Origin of the sequence: Citrobacter sp. C348 (assembly GCF_047467975.1) — a bacterium.
In the GTDB taxonomy this organism is placed as follows: domain Bacteria; phylum Pseudomonadota; class Gammaproteobacteria; order Enterobacterales; family Enterobacteriaceae; genus Citrobacter; species Citrobacter gillenii.
The window spans coordinates 1-19,241 of the sequence record NZ_JASJUJ010000012.1 but is presented as its reverse complement, the minus strand read 5'-3'; the positions used below and the strand labels follow the sequence as shown (position 1 = coordinate 19,241).

15 protein-coding genes are annotated in these 19,241 nt (G+C 51.3%); 2 read left to right on the top strand and 13 right to left on the bottom strand.

Going from position 1 to position 19,241, the window contains the following annotated elements; genetic code table 11:
- Nucleotides 1–7: 7 nt before the first annotated feature.
- Nucleotides 8–1,006, bottom strand: a complete 999-nt coding sequence (gene kdgT, locus QNN86_RS19820) for a 2-keto-3-deoxygluconate transporter (RefSeq protein WP_096758648.1) — start codon at nucleotides 1,004–1,006, stop codon at nucleotides 8–10.
- Between the two features lie 699 nt (nucleotides 1,007–1,705).
- Here kdgT and proP point away from each other — a divergent pair.
- On the top strand, nucleotides 1,706–3,208 hold the full coding sequence (gene proP, locus QNN86_RS19815; RefSeq protein ID WP_115259664.1) for a glycine betaine/L-proline transporter ProP: 1,503 nt from the start codon (nucleotides 1,706–1,708) through the stop codon (nucleotides 3,206–3,208).
- Nucleotides 3,209–3,365: 157 nt separating this feature from the next.
- Nucleotides 3,366–3,455 (top strand): LpxT activity modulator PmrR, encoded by a 90-nt coding sequence (pmrR, locus tag QNN86_RS19810; RefSeq protein WP_096758646.1) that lies wholly within the window; start codon nucleotides 3,366–3,368, stop codon nucleotides 3,453–3,455.
- Here pmrR and pmrB read toward each other — a convergent pair.
- The 12 genes from pmrB to QNN86_RS19750 form a co-directional block, all read right to left on the bottom strand.
- Entirely contained in the window at nucleotides 3,449–4,531 is a 1,083-nt protein-coding gene (gene pmrB / locus QNN86_RS19805; protein ID WP_414212257.1) for a two-component system sensor histidine kinase PmrB, read from the bottom strand. The genes pmrR and pmrB overlap by 7 nt on opposite strands.
- A complete protein-coding gene (gene pmrA / locus QNN86_RS19800) occupies nucleotides 4,532–5,200 on the bottom strand; it encodes a two-component system response regulator PmrA (protein WP_414212256.1) in 669 nt (222 codons plus the stop codon). It lies immediately after the preceding gene.
- Nucleotides 5,201–5,204: 4 nt separating this feature from the next.
- On the bottom strand, nucleotides 5,205–6,842 hold the full coding sequence (eptA, locus tag QNN86_RS19795) for a phosphoethanolamine transferase EptA (protein ID WP_414212255.1): 1,638 nt from the start codon (nucleotides 6,840–6,842) through the stop codon (nucleotides 5,205–5,207).
- A gap of 136 nt (nucleotides 6,843–6,978) precedes the next feature.
- Entirely contained in the window at nucleotides 6,979–8,316 is a 1,338-nt protein-coding gene (adiC, locus tag QNN86_RS19790) for an arginine/agmatine antiporter (protein ID WP_096758642.1), read from the bottom strand.
- Between the two features lie 127 nt (nucleotides 8,317–8,443).
- On the bottom strand, nucleotides 8,444–9,205 hold the full coding sequence (locus QNN86_RS19785) for an AraC family transcriptional regulator (protein WP_096758641.1): 762 nt from the start codon (nucleotides 9,203–9,205) through the stop codon (nucleotides 8,444–8,446).
- Between the two features lie 313 nt (nucleotides 9,206–9,518).
- Nucleotides 9,519–11,786: an arginine decarboxylase gene (gene adiA / locus QNN86_RS19780; protein ID WP_414212254.1), complete on the bottom strand. Its 2,268-nt coding sequence runs from the start codon at nucleotides 11,784–11,786 to the stop codon at nucleotides 9,519–9,521.
- Between the two features lie 217 nt (nucleotides 11,787–12,003).
- Complete coding sequence (locus QNN86_RS19775) at nucleotides 12,004–12,636, bottom strand: DUF2238 domain-containing protein (protein ID WP_414212253.1); 633 nt, start codon at nucleotides 12,634–12,636, stop codon at nucleotides 12,004–12,006.
- 160 nt (nucleotides 12,637–12,796) lie between these two features.
- On the bottom strand, nucleotides 12,797–14,443 hold the full coding sequence (gene fumA / locus QNN86_RS19770; RefSeq protein WP_182270573.1) for a class I fumarate hydratase FumA: 1,647 nt from the start codon (nucleotides 14,441–14,443) through the stop codon (nucleotides 12,797–12,799).
- 95 nt (nucleotides 14,444–14,538) lie between these two features.
- A complete protein-coding gene (gene dcuB / locus QNN86_RS19765) occupies nucleotides 14,539–15,879 on the bottom strand; it encodes an anaerobic C4-dicarboxylate transporter DcuB (protein WP_182270572.1) in 1,341 nt (446 codons plus the stop codon).
- Nucleotides 15,880–16,033: 154 nt separating this feature from the next.
- The gene (locus QNN86_RS19760) at nucleotides 16,034–16,333 is read right to left on the bottom strand and encodes a hypothetical protein (protein ID WP_414212252.1); all 300 of its coding nucleotides are present in this window, start codon (nucleotides 16,331–16,333) and stop codon (nucleotides 16,034–16,036) included.
- A gap of 297 nt (nucleotides 16,334–16,630) precedes the next feature.
- Nucleotides 16,631–17,350 (bottom strand): two-component system response regulator DcuR, encoded by a 720-nt coding sequence (gene dcuR / locus QNN86_RS19755; RefSeq protein ID WP_096758636.1) that lies wholly within the window; start codon nucleotides 17,348–17,350, stop codon nucleotides 16,631–16,633.
- Nucleotides 17,347–18,978, bottom strand: a complete 1,632-nt coding sequence (locus QNN86_RS19750) for a sensor histidine kinase (protein WP_117343563.1) — start codon at nucleotides 18,976–18,978, stop codon at nucleotides 17,347–17,349. The genes dcuR and QNN86_RS19750 overlap by 4 nt, the downstream gene beginning before the upstream one ends.
- Nucleotides 18,979–19,241 lie beyond the last annotated feature (263 nt).

The following is a 19,241-nucleotide window of genomic DNA, read 5'->3' as shown; positions in this document are numbered from 1 at the left end:
AGCGGACTTAGTGGTGTAACGAGTCTGCCGGCGCGGTTGTCGATTCTGTGACGACCGGTGTTTTGTTAAAACGTTTGGCGTACAGGGCGGTGATAATCGGGACCAGAATCGCCGTGACAATCACGCTGGCGGCAACCAACGCGGTCGCGGAGGCGGCAACCGGTTCAAATGCCGGGTTAATCTGGGCGATAATGACCGGGTTTGCTACCGCAGCACCGGCTGCAGAAGAAGCCGCTACGCCCGCCGTACCGTTCCCGCCACCAATCACACGGTCAGCAATAATCAGCGGGATACCGGTAATCACGATGACCGCGACACCCAGCAGGATACCCAGCAGACCGGTATCAACGATAACGCTCAGGTTAATGGTGTTCCCCAGTGCGAAACCGAAGAACGGAATCAGTACCGGCGTCGCTTTGCTGAAGAAAGTACGCAGGTCGTGATCCAGGTTACCCAACGTAAAACCAATCAGGAACGGTAATACGGCGCCAACGAAATGGTGTGGCTCAAAGGAGGCGAGACCTGCAGAACCCAGAATGACCATGGTCATCAGCGGGCCGGATTCCAGAGACATCAGGACAAATGCGCCGGACTCTTCTTTAGTACCGTACTGGTTCATCAGGCTGGCGTACAGACCGCCGTTGGTCATGTCCATTGCAGAGACAATTGCCAGGACGGAAAGACCCGCAAAGAATCCTGTTTGAATACCGGTATCAGGAATGAATGATGCGGCGATCATTGCCACTGCCCAGGCCACGGCGATTTTGGTTAATACCAGCGTACCGGACTTGCGTAATACCGTACCGGTTGCCCGTAAATCAATAGAAGCACCAATACAAAAGAACCACACGGCCAGAATGGGAACGGTGCCGCTAATCATCCCTTTAGTAAATGAACCGAAATACGCACCGGTATCGGGAGCTAACGTATTTAACACCGCACCTAATAACAGAGGAATCAACATCATTCCGCCGGGGATGCGTTCAATCGTGGCCTTAATTTTCATAAACGTCCTCATATCTTGTCGCCGATGATAAATGCGCAAGAAAACAAAATATTATTTAAATTCAACAGGTTATTCGTAATTCTTAACAAAGAAAAACAGCTATCTCTTTGTTTTTTAAAATCTAACGCGGCATACGTTGAGCATGTCATTGCCCCCAGGGATAGTGCGTCTGGAATTAGTGTGCATTCATAAGAACGATGATTCAATCAAAATAAAACAGCGTTTTAGTTATCTTCATCACATATTTCACGCAAAAATTCCTAAAGCTTCCGATTATTAAAAAACCTGTGAATAAGTTGTGACGGGATTAGGTGTTTTTTTGCCTGGCAGGGTAATAATGACGATCGTGATTGTTGATGCTGAAAAGCGATTTTTACTTGTAGTAAATAGGGAATTAATCGCAACCCTGATGTGTAAAAAAGTTGACTAAGAATGACCTTATTTACGCAGGTTGACGAAATGAAATACTATGTGTGAAGTTGATCACAGATTTAAACACTGTTAGGGTAAAGAGGTCATTAACCGCCCAATCAGGCGTCAACAGGTTCGGTTGTACTGCGCATTGCCGTTCAGTGTAAGTAAACCTGCTACGCTTGTTACAGGGATTGCGCCTGTGCATTCCCCGCTCGGCGATGACCTTAGCGCATGCTGCGTTGGGAGAGTCTCGTGCGCGACAGGGCTAAGTCTATGAGGACTGGTATGCTAAAAAGGAAAAAAATAAAACCCATTACGCTTCGCGACGTCACCATTATTGATGACGGTAAACTGCGAAAAGCCATTACCGCAGCGTCGCTGGGTAATGCGATGGAATGGTTCGATTTTGGCGTTTATGGATTTGTTGCTTACGCATTAGGTAAAGTGTTCTTTCCGGGGGCTGACCCCAGCGTGCAGATGGTTGCTGCACTCGCCACCTTCTCCGTTCCCTTTCTGATTCGACCGCTTGGCGGACTGTTCTTCGGTATGCTCGGCGATAAATACGGTCGCCAGAAGATCCTCGCTATCACCATTGTCATTATGTCGATAAGCACCTTCTGTATTGGGCTTATCCCGTCGTATGCCTCGATTGGTATCTGGGCGCCAATATTGCTGCTGCTGTGTAAGATGGCGCAGGGATTCTCGGTAGGCGGGGAATACACCGGTGCTTCGATTTTCGTCGCGGAATACTCCCCGGACCGTAAGCGCGGATTTATGGGCAGTTGGCTGGACTTCGGCTCGATCGCCGGGTTCGTGCTGGGTGCGGGCGTAGTCGTGCTGATCTCGACCGTCGTCGGTGAGGAAAACTTCCTTGAGTGGGGCTGGCGTATTCCGTTCTTCATCGCGCTGCCGTTAGGGCTGATTGGGCTGTATCTGCGCCACGCGCTGGAAGAAACCCCGGCGTTTCAGCAGCATGTCGATAAGCTGGAACAGGGCGATCGCCAGGGCCTGCAGGAAGGGCCGAAGGTTTCGTTTAAAGAAATCGCCACTAAACACTGGCGTAGTCTGCTGGCGTGTACCGGTCTGGTGATTGCCACCAACGTCACCTATTACATGCTGCTCACCTACATGCCGAGCTATCTGTCGCATAACCTGCATTACTCTGAAGATCATGGTGTGCTGATTATTATCGCCATTATGATTGGTATGCTGTTTGTGCAACCGATAATGGGGCTGCTGAGTGACCGTTTCGGGCGTCGACCGTTTGTGATCATGGGCAGTATTGCGCTGTTTGTGCTGGCCATCCCGGCCTTCATCCTGATTAACAGTAACGTCATCGGCCTGATTTTTGCCGGTTTACTGATGCTGGCGGTGATCCTCAACTGCTTTACCGGGGTGATGGCGTCAACGTTACCGGCAATGTTCCCGACGCACATTCGTTACAGTGCGCTGGCTGCGGCATTTAATATTTCGGTACTGATTGCTGGTCTGACACCGACGCTGGCCGCCTGGCTGGTGGAAAGTTCGCAGAACCTGATGATGCCGGCTTACTATCTGATGGTGGTTGCGGTGGTCGGTTTAATTACCGGTATGACCATGAAAGAGACCGCTAACCAGCCGCTGAAAGGGGCGACGCCTGCCGCTTCGGATATTCAGGAAGCGAAAGAAATCCTCGGCGAGCACTACGATAATATCGAGCAGAAGATTGAAGATATCGATCAGGAAATTGCGGATTTGCAGGTTAAGCGTTCACGCCTGGTCCAGCAGCATCCGCGTATTGATGAGTAATCGTGTTATTGCCTGATGGCGCGCAGCTTTCAGGCCTACGGGTAGCGTTGTACTCAGTAGGCCGGATAAGGCGTTAGCCGCCATCTGGCGCGTGGCCTTAAGGTTGGCTTAATCTCTGTCAGGCAAACTCTCCTCCATACTATCGGAGGAGAGTGTCATGAAAACCCGTATCTATGAAAGTTTAACCACCGTGTGCAGCCTGCTGATTGTGAGCAGCTTTGTGTACGTGTGGGTGAGCTCTTACTGATCTTTCTCCAGTGCTACGCTGGCTCGGGTGCCGGTGGCTCCCGTGCGATTTTGCAAAAAGAACTGCCCGCGATGGAGCTGGGTTATGCGGCTGACAATGCTCAGCCCCAGTCCAATACCGCCAAAACGACTGTCCATGCGCACAAACGCTTTGCTTAACTCCCCGCATTTACTTTCATCAATGCCCGGCCCTTCGTCTTCAATGACCATTTGCGCCTCCGGGTCAGTATGCAGGCTAATTCTAATATTACTTCCCTCCGGGCTGTAACGATGCGCATTTTCGACTAAGTTACGCAGCAGCATACGCAACAGCGTAACGTCGCCACGCACCACGACATCGGTAGCGCTCTCGGGTAATAGAAGCGTTTGTTGCCGCTGATCCAGCATGGTGCTGAGTTCATCGTAGGCAGGCAGTATGACGTCCTCCAGCAGTTTGACATGCTGGTAATTCCCCGCTGAAAACGACTGACCCACGCGGGCAAGCTGCAGCAGCTGCGACACGCAGTCCATCATTTGGTCTAAGCGGGCAATAAGCGGTGAAACGTCCACGTTGTGGGTTTTTGACAGTAATTCCAGGTGCAGGCGAACGCCAGATAACGGTGTGCGCAGCTCGTGAGCGACGTCGGCAGTAAACAGACGCTCATTGTCGAGAGTGTTGGTGAGTCGCGTCACCAGCTGATTCAGTGCCGTGACGACCGCCTGTATCTCAACGGTAGAGCTGCGGATCTCTATAGGGGTCAGGTTATCGGCCGTGCGCGCTTCTAACTCTTTTTGCAGGTTGGCAAGCGGGCGGGTGATCCGTCGAACTGCCTGATAGCAAATCAGCAGCGTCAGGCTGACCATAAAGAGACCGGGGACGATCAGGCTGGCGATGGCCTCGCGGATCTCATGCATGATGTGGCGATCGTTGTTACGGTTTTCGCGTAACGCCTGTTCGAACAGCTGTATTTGTTCGGTGCTTTCATGCCACAGCCAGAAGGTGCTAATCAGCTGAAAGACCACCAGAATCAGGCCGATCGTTATCATCAAACGATGGCGCAGCGGCAGCGGCTGTTTTAAATAACGTATCAGCTTCACTTAGTTTTCCTCAGTGGCGACCAGCATGTAGCCAAATCCCCTGACCGTGCGAATACGGGCTTTACCCACTTTATCGCGCAGGTTATGAATGTGAACTTCCAGCGTATTGGTCGACGGTTCGTTATCCCAGCTGTAGATATCGTTATACAGGATTTCCCGGTGTACCGGGCTGCCCGCTTTGAGCATCAAGCGCGACAGCAGCGCGTACTCTTTCGGCGTTAAGATAACCTCTTGCCCGTCCATCCATACCTGGCGACGACCAATGTTCAGCGTCAGGTTACCGACAGTCAACTCGCTCTCGCCCTGATTGTTATGGCGGCGCAGCAAGGCCCGAATACGGGCATGCAGTTCTTCCAGCGCGAACGGTTTGACCAGATAGTCATCGGCACCGGCGTCCAGCCCGGCAACCCGGTCTTTGAGCGTATCGCGGGCGGTGAGGATCAGCACTGGAATCGTGTATTTTTTCTGCCTGATGCGGTTGAGAAAGTGCAGGCCGTCTTCATCAGGTAAACCGAGATCCAGTACCACCAGACTATAATGCCCGGTCTCCAGACATTGCTCTGCGGCACGGGCGGTTGACACGCCGTCGCAGGCATAGCCTTCCGTTTGGGCGGCAAGGATCAGTCCCTGTAATAACAGCGTATCGTCTTCAACAATCAGAATTTTCATTCAGTTAGCCTCCCCGGCATGGGTGCAGAATATCATCTGCCGCCTGGTAATTCCTGGTCTGTACGCCCGTTAATCCCAGCAGGGTGGAGAACAGATTATCTTGTGAGAAGTCTTCTGCGCTGGCCCGTTTTTGCAAACATGTTTGCGAGATCTGGTAGCGTTGCTGGTAGTCCTCTGACAACCACAGCAGCATCGGTACATGCTTTTGTGTTTCTGGCGCGATGGAATACGGCAGGCCGTGTAAATAGACGCCGTTTTCCCCTAACGATTCACCGTGATCGGAAAGATAGACCAGGCTGGTGGTGAAATTGTCCTGATGTGCTTTCAGTATATTGATTGCTTTATCAACAATATAGTCAACATACAGGATGGTATTGTCGTAGGTATTCACCAGTTGTTGCTGCGAGCAGGTTTGGATCTCATTGGTGTCGCAGGTTGGGGTGAATTTCTTGAACTGCGGCGGATAGCGGTTGTAATAGGTCGGGCCGTGGCTGCCGATGGTGTGCAGCACAATCACGCCGTCGCCTTGCAGGTTATTTATATACTCTTCCAGCCCGTGGAACAGAACGTCGTCGTAGCATTCACCGTCGATGCACTGCCCCGGCAGATTCAGTTTGGTCATATTCTGATACGGTACGCGGTCGCATGCGCCTTTACAGCCGCCGTCGTTATCATTCCACAGCACGTTGATTCCCGCCCGCTGAATGACATCAAGTACGCCTTCCTGGTGGTGTGCCAGCTCTTCATCGTAGTGTGCGCGCGGCATGTCGGAGAACATGCAGGGGACGGACACCGCCGTCGCCGTCCCGCAGGACGTGGTGTGCGGGAAATAGACCACGTCATCTTTTTCCAGCCGCGGGTTGGTCTGGCGTGAATACCCCGACAGCGAGAAGTTATCCCCGCGCGAGGTTTCTCCCAGCACCACGATGGTGAGATTTTTACGCTTTTCTTTCAGCATTAACGGATTGCGGTGGGCATCTTCGCCAATACGCACCAGCGGCAAATCGGCCAGGCGCTGGTGTGAATACCAGGATGAGGTGGCGACGATGCTGTTGGACGGGCTGAGGGATTTAACCAGCTCTTTGTTGTTGCGAAACAGTGAGGCGTAATCTTTGTAGAAGAAGGTGGCGACCAGCACGATCAGCAGTACCGAGACCAGGATATTTGCCCCCCGGTACAGCACGCTACGCAACACCGGCGTCGTTGGCTTAATTTTGATCCAGCAGGCGATGATCGCCGCCAGAATACCGCTTATCCCGAGCGTGATGATCATTTGCGGCGTCAGCAAGGCGAAGGTTTCAGCGGGCGTGGTATCCATCATATTGGCGATCATCGAGCGGTCAATGATGATGCCGTAGGTCATGATGAAATATTGGGCAGAGGCACCCACCAGAATGAAAATGCAGGCCAACGGGCGGTTAAGCCACAGGAATGAAGCCAGCGTAAGCACAATGTTCATGACGCTGAAGGCCACCACCGGCATGGAGAGAAACACCAGCACGTTGCGCAGGGAGTCCAGCGGGAGGTCTTGCAGCACCTGCTTATAGAACGCGACGTTCAGAAAGGTGGCCAGATAAAAAGAGATCAGCAGCAGCCAGCTGATGTGCCCGAGAGTCGGTCTTTTAAACAGGTGCTTTAACATGAAGAGGAAATTCCATCGACTAAGTGGGGCAGATCCTCGCAAAGTAAAGTTAAGCCAACCTTAAGAACTTAAGATTGGCTTAATACCGGATGGCTGCGATGCCTTGTCCGGCCTATATGCACCCCTGCTGCTTACATTAATTATTGTTAACTGGGGCATCCAGTGGATACGGATTTTTATGGATCCGGTTGTAATTAAGGGCATACAGCGCGGTGATGATCATCAGCATCACGAATGACCACATCACTTCTTTGGCGCCCGAGCCGACCACTGCCCAGATGCAGTAGATAAATGCCACGAAGGTGACCAGCAAGTACAGAGGACGTGCTTTACCAAAGTGACCATGGCCCAGCAGCAACAGGGCGGCACAGGTATACAGGTAAGGCACCAGCGTGAAGATGACCGAGACAGAAGAGACCAGACCAAACTCTTTGGCGGCGTTCGGTGACATGCTGCTGAACTGGAAGAGAGTCATCAGGATCCCGACGATAATTAACCCGGCAACCGGCGTACCGGCTTTGTTGACGCGAGCGAAAATCGGTGGGAACAGACCGTCGTCGGCCGCCGCTTTTGCGGTTTGCCCGGCAAGCAACGTCCAGCCGCCCAGTGAGCCGAGACACCCGGCCGCTGCGCAGAAGGAGACAATCGCGCCTGCGGTGTCACCCAATGCCATGCGTGCCGCATCGCCGAATGGTGAAGCCGAAACGCGCAGCGCCGCGTTAGGGATCATGCCCATAATCGCGGTGGTAGAAAGCACGTAGCAGACGGCGGCAATCAGTACCCCGCCAATGGTGGCGATAGGAACGTTACGTTTAGGGTTTTTGACCACGCCCGCAGCCACAGAAGCACTTTCTACCCCGATGAATGACCACAGGGTGACGTTCAAGGTGCTTTGGATCGCGCCGAAGGTGTTCATGCCGCTGACGTTCCAGGCTGCCATATAGGTTTCACCGCGAAACCAGAACCAGCCGAAGACGGCAATCCCGACAATGGGCACCAGTGCCAGCACGGTAGCAATGGCCTGCACGCGGGTGATCATTTTCGGCCCGACGATATTCAGCAACACGAAGACCCACAGTACGGCGACGCAGGTCAGCGTTAACACCAGCGGATCTTTTAAGATGGGGAAAAAGTAGCTCAGGTAACCCACGCCAATGACCACCATCGCGATGTTACCGATCCAGCAGGCCAGCCAGTACAGGACGTTGGTTTGATAGCCTAAGAAGGGACCGAAGCAGCGGCGGGCATACGCGTAAGAACCACCGGGACTGGAGTCTAAGGACGACATTTTGGCGTACACCATCGACAGCGCCAGCGCGCCGATAATCGTGACCAGCCATCCGTAGATTGCAATCCCGCCAGTTGACGCCAGATTGGCGGGTAACAGGAATACACCGGAACCCATTATATTCCCCGACACCATTAAGGTGACGGGGATTAAGCCCACTTTGTGAGCATCAGCATCCGTCGACATATTTCTTAACTCCTGATAAGGATAAATGACGACGTATCATACCTCTGCAGAAGATGATTGAATTATGGCGAAAGGTTAGTATCGCCAATGCTGATATTATTATGGCTTATTGCTAAATGATTAAAAATCAGGCGGCCGTTTGTTCCCGGTGCAGGCTAACATAATGCAGTGGGGTCATCCCGTAGAACTCTTTGAATACAGAGATGAAGTATGACGTACTGTTATATCCGCACAGTTGCGACACCTGAGATATGTTTTTTCCGTCCATCAATAATTGATTGACGGCATAACGCATGCGACAGGTGGTAATTATTTGGCTGTAACTTGTATTTTCATTTTTGAGCTTTTTCTTTAACAAACTGGGGCTCAGGCACAGGCAACTGGCGACCAAACTCAAGTTCCAGTCTTTATGAATATCACTCTCAATGATGTGATAAACGCTGTCGCTAATGCGGCTGCGTAACATATGCATCAGCAGCGGGAGAAACTTTTTGCTGTCGAGAAAGCGTGATAGCACGGTGAACAGCAGTGCACGCGTCCGTTCTGCCTCCCCTTCGTTCAGCGTTTCCATCACGCTGTGCTGGGCGGCGACCCGAAACACATCCGGCGTCAGGCAGGCAGCGGTCATTACCGGGCTGGCACTGCGTTGCCAGAGGGGGATTTGTGAGAGATCTTTATTTAAAAATCGTAAGTAATCTTTAATAATGTCGCGACTGATGTGAACCACCAGGGCGTTATTGAGTGAAGAGAAGTCGATAATATTATTATCACATGCCACCAGTGCCATGTGGTTGGCTTTTAAACTGATGGCTTCTTTACCGTTAATCCTTAACCAAACATCTTTCTCCGTTAATACAACAACACAAGCTTCTTTGCTGCAAACCCTCATACCCGAACTCCTGGAATATGAATATAAAATACCGTCGCTCGCCGAAGGGTGAGTAATACCGGTTAAATAGAATTGTATGATGAATCAAAACCTGCGATAAAATAGCGTGATTCAAAGGAATTACAATATCTGTGGGGATTATTGGGGTGTACATAATAATTTACGCGAGTGGCAACGTGTTTTCGCTGCATAAAAAAAGCGCGGGGTGGCCCCGCGCAAAAGGTATGACAATGTTATTGTTTTGCAGCAATACTCAGGAATTACTCAAGCATGACATGTCTACCTTAAACATCGGACTATCTATAAAGCGACATTATGCTTTCACGCACATGACGTGATACATGCCGTCGATAATTTCCGTTCCTTCGGTTTCATGTTCAAAGCCAGGGAAGTTATGGTCCCAGGATTGCAACGAACGCAGGTAACTTATCTGTGGGCTATTGGCATCGCCAAAGTTTTCCCCGGACAGCAGCATCGGGATTCCCGGTGGGTAAGGGATAACGGAATTGGCGGCAATACGGCCCGGCAGATTTTCGATGGCTACCATCTCAACGTTGTCGCTCACGATCGCGTTATAGGCTTCGCGCGGGGTGATTTCAGCGACAGGCAGGCCGGAATAGGCCGCATTGAGGCGGCTACCTGGGTTATTTTCTTTCAGCCAGGCGAACATGGTGTCGCCCAGATCGTGAATGCCCATGTTGGCGTAAGTGTCAGGATGTTCCTCTACCAGTTCCGGCATCACCTGTGACAGCGGGGTATTGGTATCGTAATGGTGCTTGAAGGAACACAGCGTGTTGATAAGCGTGCCCCATTTCCCGCGGGTGATCCCCATTGAGAACAGGAACATAATCTGGAAGTCGGTGGTGCGGGTCGGTACGATACCGTGACGTCCAAGCCAGGCGGTGACCAGCGCGGCCGGCACGCCATTTTCTTCCAGCTCGCCGTCGTCGCCCATTCCCGGTGCCAGAATGCTGACCTTAATCGGGTCCAGCATGCTCCAGTTATCCGGCAGGTCTTTAAAGCCGTGCCAGGATTCACCCGGGCGCATCACCCAGCAATTCTGGTCGGTGGTCAGCAGTTGGGTCGGAGCATCCGCGAAGTCGTAGGTTTCGCCGGTTTGTGGATCGGTGACCACCTCTTTGTTCCACGGTTTGAAGAACCAGTCGCCCTCGGCGGTGAATTCTTTGTATAACCGCGCCATTGCCTGGCGGAAATCAACCGCTTCGTCGATCACTTCCTGAGTGAGCGACAGGCCGCTATTACCGTCCATCATTGAGACCGCCACGTCGTTTGAGGCGCAGATGGCATACAGCGGTGAGGTGGTGGCGTGCATCATATACGCCTGGTTAAAGCGGGAGAAATTCACCGCTCCACGGCCTTCACGCACGTGGATGTAAGAGGCCTGTGACAGCGCATTCAGCAGTTTGTGGGTGGAGTGCGTGGCAAATACGGTGGGGCCGTTATGGTCGCCCGGCTCTCCACGCATGGCGTAGTTGTCGTTGTAAATCGGGTTGAAGCGCGCATAACCGTACCAGGCTTCATCGAAGTGTATACGATCGCTGGTTTGTGCCAGCAGGTCTTGCGCTTCTTTCGCGTTGTAGCAGACGCCGTCGTAGGTACAGTTAGTGACCACGCTGTAAGATGGCTTTTGCCCGGCTTTACCTTGCGTCAGCGGGCTTTCGCTGATTTTTTTCTGCAACGTTTCCGGCTGCATTTCCTGCGGGTAGATAGGCCCGATAATGCCGTAACGGTTACGGCTTGGCACCATATACACCGGTTTTGCCCCGGTGAGGATCAGCCCCTGCTCGATCGATTTATGGCAGTTTCGGTCCAGAACGACCACGTCGTTGTCGGTCATGCAGGCCTGCATGATGGTGCGGTTAGAGCCGGATGTGCCGACCACTACGGACCACGAACGGTCAGCGCCAAAGACGCGGGCGGCATATTTTTCACTCTCGCCAAATGCGCCGGTGTGGTCAAGCAGTGAGCCGAGAGAGGCGCGTTCGATACCCATATCGCTACGGAACAGATTTTCACCGTAGTAATCATGGTAGAAACGACCCGCAGGGGTTTTGGTAAATCCGACGCCGCCCTGGTGGCCTGGTGCGGCCCAGGAATATTCATGGATGTCGCCGTATTTCATCAATGCGCTGAACAGTGGCGGCAGAAGCTGCTGGCGATAACGGGTCATTGCCGCAACGGCGCGCCCGGCGATAAAGTCGGCAGTATCTTCCAGAATCCAGGCGAATTCATCGACAAGCTCCAGCAGATCGCGATCCAGCGATGCGGTGGCTTTTTCCCGATCGCCCAGCAGGAAAACGGGAACATTTTGCTGACGTTCGTGAAGCTTGCCGATCAATTGTCTGACGTTCAGGTGCTCATCTTGTTGTTCCATTTGGTAACTGAACATCAGACAGTCAATGGCCTCATTGGCGGCCAGGATAGCGTAACCATCATCAAATGATGTGGACTTAATAACGGTGACATTTTGCCGACTCAGTGCGTCCGCCAGACGTTCGACCGCGTGGCCGACCCAGGTGTCCTGATGCAGAAATTCACTTTCAACAATTAATACTTTCATCGTCTGTTTCCCGTAGTGGAGGATGTGTGACGAGGGCAAGTATTTACCTGATAATTACGGGAGTAAAGGGGGCGAAAATCAGGCGATCTTGTAGTTTTATTTTTTAAAAACAGTAGGTTGGTTGGTGTGTTTGGCGATTTTTCCCCGTCGTTTATCGACAGGGGAATTATTTTTTTGGCTGATAGTGATATTGCCGGGTGTTCAGAGAGCTGCTGACTCAGTTGACGGTGATTAACCCATAGCGGCGCAGCTGCCGGCCATGAACCCGCGCCAGCAGTATCACCGTGGTTAATGCGCCGAGCAGGGCGCAGAACATATCTGACTGGGTATCCCACGGATCGCCCTGCGTGCCAAGGAAATCATCTGCACCTTGACCCATCGCCAGCGCCGCCCACCATTCAATCAGTTCATAGGTGGCGCTGATCGCCAGCGCGACACAGCAGACTAAAAACGCCAACATCTTACGCCCACGGACAATATTGCCGCGTACTAAAATCTCTCTGGCCGTCAGGGCAGGTACCAGCCCCTGGAAGAAGTGGCCCAGCTTGTCATAAGGGTTGCGGCTCAGATTCAGCCACTCCTGAACATCAAAGCCAATCGGCACCTTAGCGTAGGTGTACATACCGCCCACCATCAGAATGATGGCATGCAAGAATATCAGCGTGTAGAGCAGCGGCGTCAGCGGGTAGCGCTTAACGGTCACCAGCAGCAACGGGACGACAATAATGACCGGCGTGACTTCCATCAGCCAGGTGATTTTTTCTGTGGCGCAGAAGCCGGTGTAGGCAAGAATGAGTGCCAGCACCAGTGCGCCAGTATTCAGCATCGAAGTATTCAGTGTGCGGATCATGATGATTTAGCGAGTAGTCGAAAAGGCTACTATTTATCGGGCGTGATAAAAATTCAATACCCGTTATTGAGGGGGGAGAGTGGCCCGGGGGGATCACCGGGCTGTCCTCAACGGTTGGGTGTCCAACGATTGGGAGCAGTCCGGTGCCGGGCCAGATAGGTTACTTCGCGCAGTTAGCGCATTGCTTGCTGACAATTTGCTGGAAGAAATCGTTGCCTTTGTCATCGACCAGGATGAAAGCCGGGAAATCTTCGACTTCGATTTTCCAGATAGCTTCCATACCCAGTTCCGGATACTCCACGCATTCCAGATGCTTAATGCTCTGCTGCGCCAGTACTGCCGCCGGACCGCCGATGCTACCTAAGTAGAAGCCGCCGTGTTTATGGCAGGCGTCGGTCACCTGCTGGCTGCGGTTCCCTTTCGCCAGCATGATCATGCTGCCGCCGTGGGATTGCAGCAGATCAACGTAGGAGTCCATACGACCCGCGGTGGTTGGGCCTAAGGAGCCTGATGGATAACCCGCTGGTGTTTTTGCCGGACCCGCGTAGTAGATCGGGTGATCTTTCACGTACTGTGGCAGACCTTCACCGGAATCAATACGCTCTTTCAGCTTCGCATGGGCAATGTCGCGACCCACAATGATGGTGCCGCTTAACGACAGGCGCGTAGATACCGGGTACTGAGAAAGCTGGGCGAGGATCTCTTTCATCGGGCGGTTCAGGTCAACCTTAACCGCTTCACCTTCACCTGCCTGACGCAGCGATTCAGGAATGTACTGGGCTGGATTATGCTCCAGTTTTTCAATCCAGATACCGTCGCGATTAATTTTGGCCTTGATGTTACGGTCGGCAGAGCAGGATACACCCATGCCTACCGGGCAAGATGCACCGTGGCGAGGCAAGCGGATCACGCGGATATCGTGTGCGAAGTATTTGCCGCCAAACTGTGCGCCGAGACCCAGTTTCTGCGCTTCTTCAAGCAGTTCTTGTTCCAGTTGAACGTCACGGAACGCCTGACCATGGGCATTACCTTCGGTCGGCAGCGCGTCGTAGTAGTGCGTGCTGGCCAGTTTCACCGTTTTGAGGGTGCTTTCTGCTGAGGTGCCGCCAATGACAAAGGCGATGTGGTAAGGCGGGCAGGCCGCCGTACCCAGCGTGCGCATCTTATCAACCAGGTAATTTTTCAGCTTGCCGGGGGTCAGCAGTGCTTTCGTTTCCTGATAGAGGTACGTTTTGTTTGCTGAGCCGCCGCCTTTGGCCACACACAGGAATTTGTATTCGTCACCATCCACGCTGTACAGGTCGATTTGCGCGGGCAGGTTCGTCCCGGTATTGACCTCTTTGTACATATCCAGTGCGGCGTTTTGTGAATAGCGCAGGTTATCTTCAATGTAGGTATTAAAGACACCTTTGGAGAGCGCGGCGTCGTCCCCGCCACCGGTCCAGACGCGCTGGCCTTTTTTACCCATGATAATTGCCGTGCCGGTATCCTGACAGGTTGGCAACACGCCTTTGGCGGCGATTTCAGAGTTTCTCAGGAATTGCAGCGCCACGTACTTATCGTTTTCGCTGGCTTCTGGATCGTGAAGAATAGAGGCTACTTGCTGCTGGTGTTCCGGGCGGAGCATGAAGGAGGCATCGTGGAAGGCTTGCTGGGCCAGGAGCGTCAGTGCTTCTGGTTCTACCTTGAGGATTGTCTCGCCTTCAAACTCGCCGACGCTGACGTGATCGGATGTCAGCAGATAGTACTCAGTTTTGTCTTCCCCCAGCGGGAAAGGCGCCTGGTAAGTGAATTCAACTTTTGACATTTGCTTCCAGCCTTTTCTTTTTTATCAGAAACGTAAATTGTTCTGCATCTTATGAGTAGCGTGCCGTACACAAATCGACGGCACGCGAAGTGTGATTACAGGAAACCGTACATAGCAGCGAACACCCAGCCAAATACGCAGGATACGCTTACGCCGATCAAACCAGGCAGAATGAAGCTGTGGTTAATGACGAAGCGGCCAATGCGGGTGGTGCCGGAGCGGTCAAACTGAATGGCCGCCAGATCGCTTGGGTAGGTCGGCAGAATGTAGTAACCGTAGCATGCCGGAGCAGAGGCAACGATGTACGCTGGATCAACGCCGATAGCCAGCGCGACCGGCACGATAGCCGCCAGCGCCGCAGCCTGGGAGTTTACAAACTTGGAGACCAACAGCAGGACAACCGCATAGGCCCACGGATATTCTTTCACCATCTCGCCCAGTACGCCCTGAATTTCAGACATATGTGCGCCGAACATGGTTTCCGCCATCCAGGCAATACCGTACACCGCAACAATTGCGATCATACCTGAACGGAAAACTTCATTTTTAGAGATAGATGCGGGGTTGGTTTTGGTCAGGATGATAATCAGTGCGCCGGTCAGCAGCATGAACATCTGGATAACCAGAACCATTGACAGCGGTTTGCCGCCAAAAGAAGGACGCAGTTCTGATACCGCTCCGAGCACGGCAACGACAGCGATAGCGGCCAGGAAGATCCACATTGCCAGCCAGTTGCTCTTAGGCAGTTTTTTGTCTAACAGCGTGGCGGTATCGCCATAGACATATTTGTGGTTTTCAGGAACGGAAATGAATTTCTGAAAATCTTCGTCTTTGTCCAGATCTTTACCACGGAACCAGCTGAAAATACCGATCGCCAGAATACCCAGCAGGGTAGAGGGGATGGTGATAGCGAGCAGGTCGAGGAATTCGAGGTGCTTGCCTTCAAACGTTACATTACCCAGCATCGCAACCAGCGATACCACGGCCACGGAAACCGGGCTGGCAATGATACCCATCTGCGCACCGATAGAACTCGCCGCCATCGGACGTTCCGGGCGAATATTGTTCTTAATCGCAACGTCATAGATGATAGGCAGAATGGTGTATACCACGTGGCCTGTACCACACAGGATAGTCAGGGTACAGGTGACAAACGGTGCTACGATGGACACGTATTTTGGGTTACGACGCAGCAGCTTTTCAGCAATTTGCAGCATAACATCAAGACCGCCGGAGGCCTGCAAAGTTGCGGAAGCAGCGACCACGGCAATAATGACCAGCATGACGTCTACAGGCGGTTTACCCGGCTGGAGGTGGAACACGAAAACCAGAATGACCAGACCGATACCGCCTAACAAACCCAGCGCGATACCGCCCTTTCTGGCACCATAAAACAAACATATTAATATTATAAGAAGCTGTATACTAAATAACATTTTATTTACCCTCGCGAAAAACCCAGTCAATTTTTGATAAATGGATCTGTACCACATTCTTTTATGCTGGAATAAGCATCAGAAAGCGGTCAATATTCGGTATGTCCGTATTTGCGATTAATGTTCAAATATCTGGTCAGAAATTTTTTAAACGTTATTGGAAATATTTAGCTTTTTTTCTGTGGCTTTGTTCAGAGGAGAGAATCCTCAGGCGATGGGAAGCAGAGCGTGTTATGAAGAGCATTGGCTGACGTTGTAATGTAGGAACGTTGTCCCGGCTATCCGGAAACTTGTCGTTAGCTTTACGTTTTCTACTATTACGTGAACCACCGGCAGGATAGGTGAGTGTATTATTTATGTGATCACGCTCACGCCAGTTCATGATGCTATGAGGTTGGCGAACGGATACTTTTATTTGCTCACAAAAATGTACGGTGTCCATAGTACGTAGCATGTTCTCCATTGCTACCGATATAGATTTTTATGTCTGGTTAAAATCAGACTAATCCTTTAGGGGTAAAAATACACATTCTGCGAGTTAGATAATACTTAATTAACTTTTGTTAGTGATTTTGAAATTAAAAACAGTGTGATGTTTGTCAATAATAAAATAGAGCGTTAACATGCTGGATACAATTATATTTGATCTAACGCAAATTCAGTATTTTGCTGTCTAAGACAGCAGTAGGGGGATTTTTCATTATTTTAATAATTGTTACGTTTATATAACGAATAATCCCCGTAATGCTGTTTATTGGCAGTATTGTTTTAGCAGCGAATAATGCTCAGCCTGAACGCGATAACGATACACCGGTCTGCCAGTCACGCCGTAATGAATGCTGGTAAATAAGATATGACAATTGACCAGCCAGATGAGGTACTTGCGACAGGACACACGCGAGATATTGACTTCGTTCGCCAGCTCATCAGTAGAGAACTCTTGATCCTGGTGCTCATCAATCCACTGGCACAAAGTACGTAACGTTTGAGGCGTTAATCCTTTGGGTAAGCGACGTGTTTCCTGCTCGGTAGAGGAACTGCCGTGAATCAACTGATCAAGCTCCGACTGTTCATAGTACTGATGTTTTTCCATCTCCGTCTTTTTATGCAGCCAGCCGGTAAGCGCTTCTTCAAAACGGGAAGCCTGAAAAGGTTTTATCAGATAATCGACGACCCCGTAGTGGAGCGAGTCCTTAATGGTGGTAGCATCGGCGGCGGAAGAGATGACAATGACGTCACATTTGCAGCCTTCGCTATGCAGAACGGGCAGCAGATCCAGACCGTTCTCTTTTTGCATATAAATGTCTAACAAAATCAGGTCGATATGATGTTCGCCATGAAAAAGTATTTCTTTGGCTTTCTCCAGCGTAGACGCTGTCCCACAGCAATGAAAACCGGAGAGCTGCGCCACATATCGGCGATTTAACTCCGCTACCATTGCGTCGTCATCGACAATTAAGACATTGATCATCTGCTGGCCCTCTCACCATTCCACGGTAACTGTACAAAAAATTGGGTGAAGATCCCAGGTTCAGATTCGACGGCGATATTGCCGCCAACACTTTCAACCTGCTGTTTAACAAGCGCTAAACCAACGCCCCGTTCGCTTCCTTTTGACGAGACGCCTTTCTCAAATATGTGGTCAATGCGATCGGGAGCGATCCCCGGACCATCGTCATTAACTTCACAATGTAACCAGCCGTGTCGATAGTGTAAGGATACGCTGATCTCACCACCGGCTTCTTGACCTAACGCTTCCAGTGCGTTTTCAATCAAATTACCCAGAACGGTAATCAGCACGGTCACTTGATCTTCATTGCTGTTTTCCGGCAATTGGCTTTCATTGCTAATGACAAGGGTATGGCCTAAATCGGATGTGCGATTAATCTTACTGAGTAAAAATCCCGCGATAACCGGGGACTTTATTTTTCCCAGCAATGAGCCGATTTCTTCCTGATAGTTGTTGGCTGTCTTAATTATATAAGTTTCCAGTTGCTTATAACTTTTCAGATGCAATAATCCCAGAATCACGTGCAACTTATTCATGAATTCGTGGGATCGTTCACGAAGTGCATCGGCATAGTTGACCATACCATCAAGGCGTTGCATTAGTTTACGGACTTCCGTCTTATCCCTGAACGTTGAAATAGCACCGATGATTTTACCGTTGCTGATGACCGGCACGGTGTTGATCAGCAGTAGCCGGTCTTTCACGGTGATCTCTTCATCGCGCCGTGGTGTTCCATCACGTAAGACTTCAGAAAAATCGACCACCTGTGACCAGGCATGACTGAGCGTGGAGAGTTGCGCATCGTCTTGTGACTTGCGGTAATCCAGCAGTTCCTGCGCCGCCTGGTTTATCAGCGTGACTTCGCCACTGTCGTCAACGGCAATCACGCCTTCCTTTATAGAGTGCAGCATCGCCTGGCGCTGTTCAAACAGGTTGGAGATTTCATAGGGTTCGAGGCCAAACAGAATACGTTTGAGCACCTTGACCAACACCCAGGTACCCAACAGGCCCACCAGAACACCAAATAAGACGGACCAGAAGATACTGTCGCGACTGTTATTAATCTGTTCAGTGACTCTGCTGAGCTCAAGGCCAATCGATACGACGCCAATTTGGCGGTGGTTTTCGTCATAGATAGGGGTAAACACGCGCAGTGCTTTAGCCAGAAAGCCACGATTGATTGCGACGTTCTCTTTCCCTTCCAGGGCCAGCAAAATATCGTCGCCTTTAAACCGCTGGCCGATTCGCTGGGCCTCGGGATGTGAATAGCGGATGCTTTGCATATTGGTGACGACGATGAACAGAAAGTCGTTGCTTTTGTTCACCGCCTGGGCAATCGCCTGAATGCCACTTTCTTGAGGCGCTTTCTGCAGACCCTGACGGATCTCCGGGGAGTCAGCCAGCGTTCGGGCCACCGCAAGGGCTTTGTCCGCTAAGGCATCGCGCGTCATATTGCTAATTTGTGAGAAGTAAATCAGATGAACGACGAGCAGCACGGAGAAAAGTACGGCACTGACCATGAGGATCACGGTGGTGCCGAGCTTCATCGGGCGTTTGCGTATAGCAGTACGTTGCAGAGCGTTTCTCATCACGGTCCTGGAATGACTGATTGTGTGGTTATTATCACCTGATGGGATACGTAATTCAAAGATGGTAGGGGGATTATGGGGCTACTGCCGTTTGCTCTCCTTATATATAGAGTAGAAAACGGGTATGCGTTGGTTTCTTCTCTATAGGATAGGGAATTCCAGGTCGATTTCCATGGGATTCCGTAATATGAGGTTAGAGATTCTGACGACTTTGTGGATAACTCTGTGTGCAAATGGGTATAAGGCGGGGTTTTGCTGGGGAT

Excerpts from the sequence above, each read along its gene's own strand:
- kdgT (WP_096758648.1), bottom strand. The coding sequence starts at position 1,006 with ATGAAAATTAAGGCCACGATTGAACGCATCCCCGGCGGAATGATGTTG.
- proP (WP_115259664.1), top strand. The coding sequence starts at position 1,706 with ATGCTAAAAAGGAAAAAAATAAAACCCATTACGCTTCGCGACGTCACC.
- pmrR (WP_096758646.1), top strand. The coding sequence starts at position 3,366 with ATGAAAACCCGTATCTATGAAAGTTTAACCACCGTGTGCAGCCTGCTG.
- pmrA (WP_414212256.1), bottom strand. The coding sequence starts at position 5,200 with ATGAAAATTCTGATTGTTGAAGACGATACGCTGTTATTACAGGGACTG.
- eptA (WP_414212255.1), bottom strand. The coding sequence starts at position 6,842 with ATGTTAAAGCACCTGTTTAAAAGACCGACTCTCGGGCACATCAGCTGG.
- adiC (WP_096758642.1), bottom strand. The coding sequence starts at position 8,316 with ATGTCGACGGATGCTGATGCTCACAAAGTGGGCTTAATCCCCGTCACC.
- QNN86_RS19785 (WP_096758641.1), bottom strand. The coding sequence starts at position 9,205 with ATGAGGGTTTGCAGCAAAGAAGCTTGTGTTGTTGTATTAACGGAGAAA.
- adiA (WP_414212254.1), bottom strand. The coding sequence starts at position 11,786 with ATGAAAGTATTAATTGTTGAAAGTGAATTTCTGCATCAGGACACCTGG.
- QNN86_RS19775 (WP_414212253.1), bottom strand. The coding sequence starts at position 12,636 with ATGATCCGCACACTGAATACTTCGATGCTGAATACTGGCGCACTGGTG.
- fumA (WP_182270573.1), bottom strand. The coding sequence starts at position 14,443 with ATGTCAAAAGTTGAATTCACTTACCAGGCGCCTTTCCCGCTGGGGGAA.
- dcuB (WP_182270572.1), bottom strand. The coding sequence starts at position 15,879 with ATGTTATTTAGTATACAGCTTCTTATAATATTAATATGTTTGTTTTAT.
- QNN86_RS19760 (WP_414212252.1), bottom strand. The coding sequence starts at position 16,333 with ATGCTACGTACTATGGACACCGTACATTTTTGTGAGCAAATAAAAGTA.
- dcuR (WP_096758636.1), bottom strand. The coding sequence starts at position 17,350 with ATGATCAATGTCTTAATTGTCGATGACGACGCAATGGTAGCGGAGTTA.
- QNN86_RS19750 (WP_117343563.1), bottom strand. The coding sequence starts at position 18,978 with ATGAGAAACGCTCTGCAACGTACTGCTATACGCAAACGCCCGATGAAG.